Below are 9860 nucleotides of genomic sequence, written 5' to 3' on the forward strand. Positions count from 1 at the left end.
GTTGCAATTTATGAACTCGCAGGGGAAGGAGTGTTACATAATAATTTTATAGAATTGCATAATTCCTTGTTTGTGAACACAGAAAATAGAACCAGACTATGGCAACAACGGATTTTCCCATAATAAAAACACATAGACTTTTACTTCGACAGTTTTCAGGAAGTGACTTGGAAAATGTATACAGAGGTCTGTCGCACCCGGACATTATAAAATACTATGGAGTTAGTTATACAACATTGGAAGAAACAAAGGAACAAATGAAATTTTTTACCAGTTTGGAGTATAATGAAACAGGAATTTGGTGGGCAGTTTGCTCATTGGATAATACAACATTTTATGGAGCAGGGGGTCTGAATAGTTTAAGCAAAGCACATAAAAAAGCGGAAATTGGTTTTTGGCTGCTTCCTGATTATTGGAGACAAGGAATCATGACTGAAACAATGCCTATCATTTGTAAGTATGGTTTTGAAAAATTGGGACTTCACAGAATTGAAGGGTTTGTAGAATCCGACAATATAAACTGTAAAAAAGCAATGGAAAAACTTGACTTCCGGCACGAAGGAACTATGAGAGATTGTGAAATAAAAAATGGAAAATTTATTAGTTTAGAAATATACGCAAAACTTCAAACGGCTGAAGAGCAATAAGCCAGATCGCTTGCTGATTTTGGGCCAACTTGCTGATTCTGAACAAATATTCTGCTTTGTTAGGTTTTTCTGCTTTCAAGCTGAGAAAAAGACGTACCTGAGTCCTGGCTGCCGCGTAAAACGTGTTAAGGATGGCATGAAATCCATAATCGAATCGATTTTCAAATGATGGTGGTCTTATTGCAAATTAAGAGATTGTATAAAAATGCTTTTCCCTGAAGAATCCAAGCCAAAGGCATCCTTTCGGGAGAAATCATCCGCCAATTGGCGGATGAATTCTGAATTCTTTTTGAATTTAAATTAAACAGCATTGCGCTTTCTTTTGGAAGAATTTGTTATATTAGTAATAGACAGGAAGCATTATTGTTTATGCATAGTGATATGTTTCAAAGAGAATAACGGGCAAAAGTTCTCTGGCTGGCCTGACTTAAAACCAGTCAGGTATTACTTGCTTGTCACAAAGTATCATAGATGAAATGTTAATGGGAAAGAACTTAAATAATTATTTACTTGACCTCTTTGAATCTATTGAGCAGAATATTTATGCTTATATGAAAGATAGAAAGCCTGAATACATCCATAATTTGAGGCTTGATATAAAAAAAATAGATGCAATTATTTCATTTGCTGAAAAACTCTTTAAAGAAAAGCATGATGCTTCTAAGTTGAAGCCATTATTTATGAAAGCAGGAAAAGTCAGGGAACTGCAAATTATTATTCAGCTGATAATTACTATTCCTTATTTCCCCCAAAGACTTATTACTCAATTAAAAAAGAAAGAAAATACCCTTGTTCAACAATTTATTAATAATGGTTCAAGATATATCTTGCTTATCAGACAATTTAGAGAAAAGGTTGATTTACCTGATACACTTCCAGGTAAAAGAGCTATCAAAAAGTATTTTAACAGGGAGAAAATTAAAGCAGAACTGCTGCTTCAGCTTAACGTGAGAGATGGCCTGCATGCTTATAGAAAGAAAATAAAGAAAATGATGTATGTTTATTTGGCATTGCCTGGAAGATTAAAAAAGAAAATTAATTTAGATGAAGCAGAAATTGACAAGCAACAAAAGAAGCTGGGGATTTGGCACGACACTTATTCTGCAATTCACTTTCTTTCACTTGTACCTCTTCCCGGGAAAACAATGGATGAAGTTTTAAAATTGAAAGAAAAAGAAGAACGGCAATTTAAAGCTTTGCACAAAAAACTTTCAACCTGTCATAAGTGAAATTGGAATGATTTTTCGCTGATATTTTTCTCTTTTGTGTCATTTTTATAAAATCAGGCTAAATACTACTTTTAGTTGTTAAATATCTACTATAAGTAGAGTCAATACAACTTTAAGTTGCCTTTTATTTTTGGATACTGCTTATGCTGCAGAATACCTTTGCTGAGTCTAACAACTAAAAAGAAACACGATGTTAAATGCAGAAATCATTGGCAAAAGAATTGCCGACGCCAGGAAGAAGTTGAATGTTTCCCAGGCTCAGCTGGCTCAACATCTATTCATTAGCTCACAGGCTGTGGGAAAGTGGGAGAGGGGAGAATCCATGCCGGATTTCATCACCATAAACCGTCTTGCAGAAATCCTGAATGTAGACCTCAATTATTTTTCGGAAGGCTTAAAGCATGAGTCCCTTGTTGAAACAGCAAATGCATCTATGGAGGCGCTTCCGGATGAGATATCAACAGGAAAGCCAAATAATCAGCTCAAATGGGATATGTCGCGAGGGAACTGGGTGGATGCCGATTTTTCCGGGTTGAAAAACCTGCATGAAAAATTCAATGCATCCAATATGCTACGCTGCAAGTTTGCAGGTTCTGATTTATCAGGACTTCAGCTTCGGGGCAATAATGTTGACCGTTGCGACTTCACAGGATCCGATTTCAGGAATAGCCTGGTTTCTGGTTCCAATATTGCCAATAATCTGTTCAAAGACTGTTCACTTAAAGATACCGAGTTTATTGCAAGTCATCTCTATGGATGCGATTTTACGGGTGCCGATTTTACAGGAATGAAGATTAAAGCGGGCGGCATTACAGGTGTGGTAGATAAATCCGGCGATTCTGAAAAAAATACGATTTCAAATGCTATCTGGAACCGCAGCTCATTTATCAATTCCCATATTGCCGATTTAATATTCACCGGCACTATTGAAGACTGCTATTTTGAGAATTGTGCCTTTACAAGAGTGACATTCAAGAAGGTTTCCTTTTTGAACACTTTCTTTAAGAACAACAAAAACCTGAAGCGTATCCGTTTTATTGATTGCCAGGCCGATCGGATAACCTATGAATTCCTGAAAAGCGGGAAAGCGGATTTAAGCGGTATTACCATCGTTGAATCATGATTACATGTTTATTGATCAACAATCAATAAATGAATGATAATTCCGGTTATTATCGCCGGGAAATCGATACATTCCCAAATATCATATTTTGTAGAGACGCCCGATTCGGGCGTCTCCCCATTGTGCCGAAAATGAAATTTTATATTGAGACGCCCAAATTGGGCGTCTCTACATTGTGCCGAAAATGAAATTTTATATTGAGACGCCCGATTCGGGCGTCTCTACATCATTTAAAAAAATGGATTGTCATCAAAAATCGGCATTTACAATGTATTTTTGAAAAAAGAATGCTCTTATGGATAACACAAGAATCTTCAAAACCCCTTTTGCGAACATTTATCCGCTATATATTCAGAAGGTTGAAAGGAAGGGGCACACAAAAGCTGAAGTATTTTTGATCCTTTTGTCTTTACTGACTGTAGTGCTTCCGGGATGTAAAAAGAATGAAGCCACTCCGGAGATTATTACGCCAAAAAAGTGGCATATTCTGTCGAGTCAGCCCAATGTTTTCTTAAGCTCGGTCAGCTTTCTCAATTCAAATATAGGTTTCGCGGTAGGTTCATATTTGGATGATGAGGGATTATTTTTACATGGAATGATCTTTAAAACATCTGATGAAGGGGTAAATTGGGTTGTTACTTCCCCCGATACCCTGCATGATTTATTTACAGTGTTTTTCACAGATACTTTAACCGGGTATGCAGCGGGTACAAACTGTATTATCAAAACAAGTAATGGGGGCAAAGATTGGATTACCATTCTTGAAGACACAGAAATACACTTAATTTCAATGTATTTTCCAGATAAGAATACCGGATTTGCTGTTGGATTATTCGGTGAGATATTAAAAACCACCAATGCCGGAGAAAGCTGGGAATACCAGCAATCAGAGACCCGGTGTCAGCTGACTTCCGTATGGTTTACTGATAATCAGACAGGATATATAGTAGGGTACTGGAACCAGGACCCGGACCTATATGGAATCATGCTTAAAACTAAAGACGGGGGTGCAACCTGGGATTCTATTCCCCTGCCTGCCCGTTATACACCTGCTTCAATTACATTCACCACTCCTACAGTAGGTTACATTACAGGTGGCAATTCTGTTCTGAAGACCACTGACGCAGGCCGGAACTGGGAAATTATCTTTACCAACCCATATGGAGGGTTACAATCTGCCTCATTTATCCGTAATTCCCCTTCCGGTTTTGTGGTGGGTCAAAATGGGGCAATATTTAAAACGGTGGATGCAGGTGTGAACTGGTCGCGGATGGAAGGTGCAACTACTCATTCGCTGAATTCTGTTTTTATGGTAAACTATGATCTGGCATATGCTACCGCCTTTGACGGGTTTACAAATATGGGAACACTTCTCAAATGGAAATGATGTACACCTGGTTTGAATGAGTTACCCGACAGTAAGAACTGTCAGGTGGGTGATTGACCGGAAGCCCTGATAAGATGCAGAATAATAAATGGTTTAATACTCTTCACATTCTTCAATCATTAATAACATGATGATGAAAAAGATTGTTTCCTTTTTGCTGATCACCGGATTCGTTTTCCTGTTTACACTTGATTCAATAGCACAGTCGTGTCATGCCCGGCTTGGGATGAACTTTTCAGGGTTCAATCAGTTTGACGAGAATGGCTCTTACAATAATTACCGGATGATCAAGCCGGGATGGAATGTCGGGGGTGTGTATGAATTCTTCCCGGGTAATCGTTTTTCGATCGAAACAGGCCTTATACTTGAAAGTAAGGGCGAAAAGTATGATTACACCAAGTGGGTCCCTTCCGAATTCACGAAAGCAATCAATATAACCAGATTAATTTATCTTGATCTCCCGGTGATGGGTAAGCTTAATATTCCAGTTGGTAAAAAGATATTCTTTGCTGCGGCAGGTCCCTATGTCGGTCTTGGCCTGTTAGGTTGGGAAGAAAGCATTACTACACCCAAAACCAATCTGAATACCCGTTCACTAGTGGGTTGGGGGAATAAAAGCGATAATAGATACAGGCGGATTGATTATGGAGGGAAAGCAATGCTGGGTGTTGAATATGGTAACTTCCAATTCAGCCTCTTTTATTCAGCCGGACTAAGAGATATTTACAATTTTGATAGGGACCACCATAAAACACTGAATCAATCAGGTGGATTCACAATAGGTTATAAAGTGGTCCATTAAGTTTTCATCTGACTAAGGAATAGTGATATTAAAAATTCCTTGATTCAGAAATTGTTATACTGTATCCTGATGGAAACCGTTTTTGAACACATACTCATAAATCATTATAAAGCGGATCTGATTGCTTATATGCAAGCTCATCCTGAAAACTTTGAAGAAGTCATTCATCTGGCTGTCTCAGATAAACAGCCCTATGCCTGGCGTGCAGCATGGCTGTTATGGAGTTGCATGGAAAAGAATGATCCAAGGGTCCTCGACTATCAGCAAGACATTATTGATTGCTTAAAAAGCAGCCAGGAAAATCAACAAAGGGAATTGCTTAATGTGATCCTGAATTTGGATATTCAAGAAGAGTTGGAAGGTTTGTTGTTTAATGCTTGTATTTCTATATGGGAGAAATTGAGTAATCAGCCTTCAGTCAGGTTGAAGGCATTAAAAACAATGATCCGTATTGTCGGAAAACACCCGGAATTGTCCCAGGAAATTGACTTTCTGACCCAAAGCCATTATTTAGAATCCTTGCCTCCTGCATCGAGAAAGTCGGTAGGGGTCATGATAAGATCTATCCGTCAACCCTGAGCATTTCAGATCCTTCTTCAAATTCCATTTTCCTTTTTATACTTCAAATGCATCTGTAGTATATATACAGCTTTTTATATCTTTGTACAACATTTGAATGGGATGCTGGTACATGAAATTAAACACCTGGTAGCTAAAGACGTAAGCCTTGAATTAAAGCAACGCTACGCCTTTAATGGGATTCTGCTTTATGTAGTGTCTACCATTTTTGTGTGCTATCTTTCGTTTACTGGTGTTATAGATCCTGAAACCTGGAATGCGCTCTTCTGGATCATTATGCTTTTTGCTGCGGTAAACGCAGTTTCCAAGAGCTTTGTCCAGGAAAGCATCCAAAGGCAGCTTTATTACTATACCCTGGCAAGTCCGCAGTCGATCATACTTTCGAAGGTGATTTACAATACTATGCTGATGGGTGTGCTTTCTGCCCTTTGTATCCTGGTTTTCACGGCCCTGATGGGTAGCTTTATCCATTCCTATGGGGTGTTTATGCTTGCCCTGGCTTTAGGGAGTTTTGGTTTTTCTTCTGTACTGACCATGATTGCCGCTATTGCCTCCAGGACCAGCAATAACTTTGCACTGATGGCCATTTTAAGTTTTCCCATCATGTTGCCCTTTTTGTTGTTACTCATGAATGTATCTTCTTCAGCCCTGAGTAATGGTACAATTGCCGATAACGCAACCTACCTGCTGGCATTATTCCTGCTGGATGCTGTTGTAGTGGCACTCTCATTTGTTCTCTTTCCGTATTTGTGGAGAGATTAATTTTAACCATGCATGAATTATTGAAATATGGGAATGACCTTTAAAAAAGATTGGTGGAAGTTTCTGGGACTCGCTTTAGTGCTCTATAGTGTTATTGTGGGAATGATGATGAAAGTCCCTGAATTGCCTCTTATCGGGGAATCAATCAGGAACCTTTTTTACCATGTGGTAATGTGGTTCGCGATGATGCTTATGTTCATCATTGGCCTGGTGAGCAGCATCCGATATCTTTCGGCTTTTGACATGAAATATGACCGGCTGGCCTCGCAGGCAGTGAATGTGGGCCTCCTATTCGGGATACTTGGTATTGTTACCGGGATGGAATGGGCCAAATTTACATGGGGCACTGCCTGGACTAACGATCCCCAGTTGAATGGCGCAGCAGTCACTATACTGGCCTACTTTGCCTACCTGGTGCTTCGAAGTTCTTTGGATGAGGACCATAAACGCGCAAGGATTTCAGCTGTCTATAATATCTTTGCATTTGTCCTGCTTGTAGTATTCATTGGAATTCTGCCGAGAATCGCCAATAATTCATTACATCCTGCTGCAGGGGGAAATGCCAGCACTATGGCTACATTGGATACTTCACTTCGCATGGTGTTTTATCCGGCTATCATCGGTTGGGTGCTCATTGGTTGCTGGATTATACAAATCAAATTGCGACTGGCCTCCATCAAACACAGGCTCATGGAATCCGATATTCAATAATCGCCATGTTAAACAAATGATTGTCTAAACTTGTTAATTACTTACCATGTACGAATCAAAATATTTTGTGGTTGTCATCGTTTTGGCAACAGTATTTGTAGGAATCGCCGGTTACCTTATTTACCTTGATATTAAAACCCGGAAACTCGAAAAACAACTCAACGACAAGGAGAAAGATTAAGATGAAAAAAACGCATATTATCATCATCATATTTGTAGTTGTTGCAATAGGTGTAGTGATCAGTTTGTTCATGAATATCAGCACTTACAGCAACTTCTCAAAAGCAGCCCGTAACCAGGGGAAGGATTTCCAGATCATCGGGAAACTCGATAAAACCCGTCCTGTTATTTACGATGCCAAACTGAACCCCAATGAGTTTTCATTCTATATGGCAGATGAAAAAGGACATGTCAGGAAGGTGGTTTATAGCGGGGCCAAACCCCAGGACTTTGAGAAACCTTCGCAATTGGTTGTCATCGGAGCTATGGCTGATGACAGCATCTTTCTTGCGAAAAGCCTGCTGATGCAATGTCCTTCGAAATATAATGACGATGACAAGCCGGATTCTTTTGGAAAAAAGGAATTTGACGCAACGAAACCTCAACAGGGTACCAGTATGTAAGCCTTAGCGGCTATCATTTTCACCCTTACATTTTCCTTTTTCTTATCAGGTCTCCTTAGTAACTCTGGAGTTTGCGCTGATTATTGTTTCTCACCACTTATGGTTTTGAATTCACAGTTATCGGCCAGGCCTTTTAACAAGCTTTCAAGACAAAGGGTAACATAGATATCCGGTTTTTCCTGTTCGAGGATGGATTCATTCAATTTATATTGCCATTTATCCCAGATAAAGACAGTTCTGGAGAAACTATCTTTGAAATAGGATTGCACATATTGCCCGAATGAATCATGGATGATCAGGATATTTGGCAGCGATGCATCACTCTGTGTATATCCCTTAAAGTATTCTTTGGCTTCAAACTCATCAGGCACCTGGTAGGGGCAGGGCTGAATCAGGCTGGTAGTAACCTTATATTTTGGATTAAAGAAATAGCGACGGTCTCTCATTTCCTTTGCCTTATTGAGAATAACCGCCAGGTTTCCTCCATCCCTCCACATGGTTTGAATATTGTAATCAGACGATTGCTTCATCTTCAGTCCAGGGAAATTATGCCTGATATTCTTCATGATTTCCTGGTATCCTACAAATCCCCCGATATCGTTCCAATGGTTATCAGTAGCCATAAATAATCCTTCAGGGATGCTGTCCTTTGCAGCCAATAAGGCCGGTCTTAAATCAATAACCTTGATGCCGATACTTTTCAGCAGGTCGATGAATTGATCAGTACGACTGATCGTATCTTTCTGTTGAACAAACCAGGGCAGGTATTCAGGGTAAATGGAATATTTTGTCGGACAAATGGCGAAGTAGTAATCGATCCCTTTTTCAGCCAGGTACTTTTTCCGAAAGAGGAAATCAGATTTCACTTTATCCAGGTCTTCCCGGGTGAAAAGATCTGTGCGCTGGTAATTCACCAATTCCTTGGGTACCATAAAGAGGTTGCCCTTTTTCCCAAGGATTACCTGGTCGGGATAAGGACATTTGTTGAATAGGTTCAGGCTCAGGTCGGAATAAACCTTCACCAGCTGATTCCTATAGGCAAAGTGGTCATTATAATAGGCTTCGTAAGCTACCGGAAAGGGGTCGAGAAGGTTTAAACGAAGTACAGGTTTATCACTCAATCTCCTGTTTTCACTATTAGGCATTTCTGGCAACCAGTGAAAAGCCTGCTGCAAAAAAGCAGAGCAGAGAACGAGGGCAAAGAGGACGATCGCTGTGATGCGGGATACCAGTGTCTTGCGGTTCATAATTCTGCTGGTTAGAAACGATAATAAATAAATGGATTGTAAGTTGTCGTAATCAGGTACATGGAACAGATGGCCAGGATGGCAGTGAAAAACAGCACCTGTGCTATTCTGTATGATTCTGCAATCAGCAGAGAGCGTTCTTCCATACGGCTGACCTGTAAATCTATTTTCTTATTGAGCCATACAAGTAATCCTGATGCACTAAGCAGTCCTATCACAAAGAAGAGTATGAATTCTGCATTCATAATCTTACTGAAGGTATAGAGGTTCAGACTGGCGTTACTTTGTCCGAAAAGGGCGGCATAATAGTCCCAGGCATAACCTATGTCTTCTGCTCTGAAAAGTACCCATGCCATCAGGGCTACAAATAAAGTATAAAGATGCTGAAGGGGGCGCCAGAGTTTATCAGGGAATTTGCCCGACAACAGCCTTTCCAGGATCAGGAAGGTCCCGTGCATAAACCCCCATAATACAAACGACCAGCTTGCCCCATGCCACAGTCCTGTTACGAAAAACACAAATAAAAGGTTAAAATATGTTCTTCCATTTCCTTTCCTGTTTCCTCCAAGGGGAACATATAAATAGTCCCGGAACCAGGTGGACAGGCTGATATGCCAACGTCTCCAGAATTCCTTGATCGACCTTGAGATGTAGGGGTAGTTAAAGTTTTCCATAAAAGTAAACCCGAACATCTTTCCTAATCCGATCGCCATATCAGAGTACCCGGAAAAATCAAAATAAATCTGAAGT

12 protein-coding genes are annotated in these 9860 nt (G+C 39.9%); 10 read left to right on the top strand and 2 right to left on the bottom strand.

What is annotated here, in order from left to right; all coding sequences use genetic code 11:
- The first annotated feature begins 98 nt into the window (after positions 1–98).
- The 10 genes from IPH84_17735 to IPH84_17780 all read left to right on the top strand — a co-directional run bounded on the left by IPH84_17735 (position 99) and on the right by IPH84_17780 (position 7863).
- Positions 99–647: a GNAT family N-acetyltransferase gene (locus IPH84_17735; protein ID MBK7175013.1), complete on the top strand. Its 549-nt coding sequence runs from the start codon at positions 99–101 to the stop codon at positions 645–647.
- 452 nt (positions 648–1099) lie between these two features.
- Positions 1100–1876, top strand: a complete 777-nt coding sequence (locus IPH84_17740) for a CHAD domain-containing protein (GenBank protein MBK7175014.1) — start codon at positions 1100–1102, stop codon at positions 1874–1876.
- 190 nt (positions 1877–2066) lie between these two features.
- Positions 2067–2999, top strand: a complete 933-nt coding sequence (locus IPH84_17745) for a pentapeptide repeat-containing protein (protein MBK7175015.1) — start codon at positions 2067–2069, stop codon at positions 2997–2999.
- A 295-nt stretch (positions 3000–3294) separates the two neighbouring features.
- A complete protein-coding gene (locus IPH84_17750; protein ID MBK7175016.1) occupies positions 3295–4386 on the top strand; it encodes a DUF2200 family protein in 1092 nt (363 codons plus the stop codon).
- Between the two features lie 133 nt (positions 4387–4519).
- On the top strand, positions 4520–5188 hold the full coding sequence (locus IPH84_17755) for a PorT family protein (protein ID MBK7175017.1): 669 nt from the start codon (positions 4520–4522) through the stop codon (positions 5186–5188).
- A gap of 51 nt (positions 5189–5239) precedes the next feature.
- Positions 5240–5767, top strand: a complete 528-nt coding sequence (locus IPH84_17760; GenBank protein ID MBK7175018.1) for a hypothetical protein — start codon at positions 5240–5242, stop codon at positions 5765–5767.
- A 105-nt stretch (positions 5768–5872) separates the two neighbouring features.
- Entirely contained in the window at positions 5873–6529 is a 657-nt protein-coding gene (locus IPH84_17765) for a heme exporter protein CcmB (GenBank protein ID MBK7175019.1), read from the top strand.
- 33 nt (positions 6530–6562) lie between these two features.
- Positions 6563–7240 (top strand): cytochrome c biogenesis protein CcsA, encoded by a 678-nt coding sequence (ccsA, locus tag IPH84_17770; protein MBK7175020.1) that lies wholly within the window; start codon positions 6563–6565, stop codon positions 7238–7240.
- Positions 7241–7286: 46 nt separating this feature from the next.
- A complete protein-coding gene (locus IPH84_17775; protein MBK7175021.1) occupies positions 7287–7421 on the top strand; it encodes a CcmD family protein in 135 nt (44 codons plus the stop codon).
- 1 nt (position 7422) lies between these two features.
- A complete protein-coding gene (locus IPH84_17780) occupies positions 7423–7863 on the top strand; it encodes a cytochrome c maturation protein CcmE (protein MBK7175022.1) in 441 nt (146 codons plus the stop codon).
- Positions 7864–7943: 80 nt separating this feature from the next.
- On the opposite strand, the gene IPH84_17785 is transcribed toward IPH84_17780, so the two are convergent.
- Together IPH84_17785 and IPH84_17790 are read right to left on the bottom strand one after the other, a co-directional pair.
- A complete protein-coding gene (locus tag IPH84_17785) occupies positions 7944–9110 on the bottom strand; it encodes a hypothetical protein (GenBank protein MBK7175023.1) in 1167 nt (388 codons plus the stop codon).
- An 11-nt stretch (positions 9111–9121) separates the two neighbouring features.
- A partial coding sequence (locus IPH84_17790; GenBank protein ID MBK7175024.1) for an MBOAT family protein occupies positions 9122–9860 on the bottom strand: 739 nt, incomplete at its 5' end.

It is taken from the genome of Bacteroidales bacterium, assembly GCA_016707785.1.
Classification (GTDB): Bacteria; Bacteroidota; Bacteroidia; order Bacteroidales; family UBA4417; genus UBA4417.

What these genes read in the sequence shown, in the direction of transcription:
- IPH84_17785 (MBK7175023.1), bottom strand. Translation starts at nt 9,110, where the DNA reads ATGAACCGCAAGACACTGGTATCCCGCATCACAGCGATCGTCCTCTTT.
- IPH84_17755 (MBK7175017.1), top strand. Translation starts at nt 4,520, where the DNA reads ATGAAAAAGATTGTTTCCTTTTTGCTGATCACCGGATTCGTTTTCCTG.
- IPH84_17775 (MBK7175021.1), top strand. Translation starts at nt 7,287, where the DNA reads ATGTACGAATCAAAATATTTTGTGGTTGTCATCGTTTTGGCAACAGTA.
- IPH84_17780 (MBK7175022.1), top strand. Translation starts at nt 7,423, where the DNA reads ATGAAAAAAACGCATATTATCATCATCATATTTGTAGTTGTTGCAATA.
- IPH84_17735 (MBK7175013.1), top strand. Translation starts at nt 99, where the DNA reads ATGGCAACAACGGATTTTCCCATAATAAAAACACATAGACTTTTACTT.
- IPH84_17745 (MBK7175015.1), top strand. Translation starts at nt 2,067, where the DNA reads ATGTTAAATGCAGAAATCATTGGCAAAAGAATTGCCGACGCCAGGAAG.
- ccsA (MBK7175020.1), top strand. Translation starts at nt 6,563, where the DNA reads ATGACCTTTAAAAAAGATTGGTGGAAGTTTCTGGGACTCGCTTTAGTG.
- IPH84_17750 (MBK7175016.1), top strand. Translation starts at nt 3,295, where the DNA reads ATGGATAACACAAGAATCTTCAAAACCCCTTTTGCGAACATTTATCCG.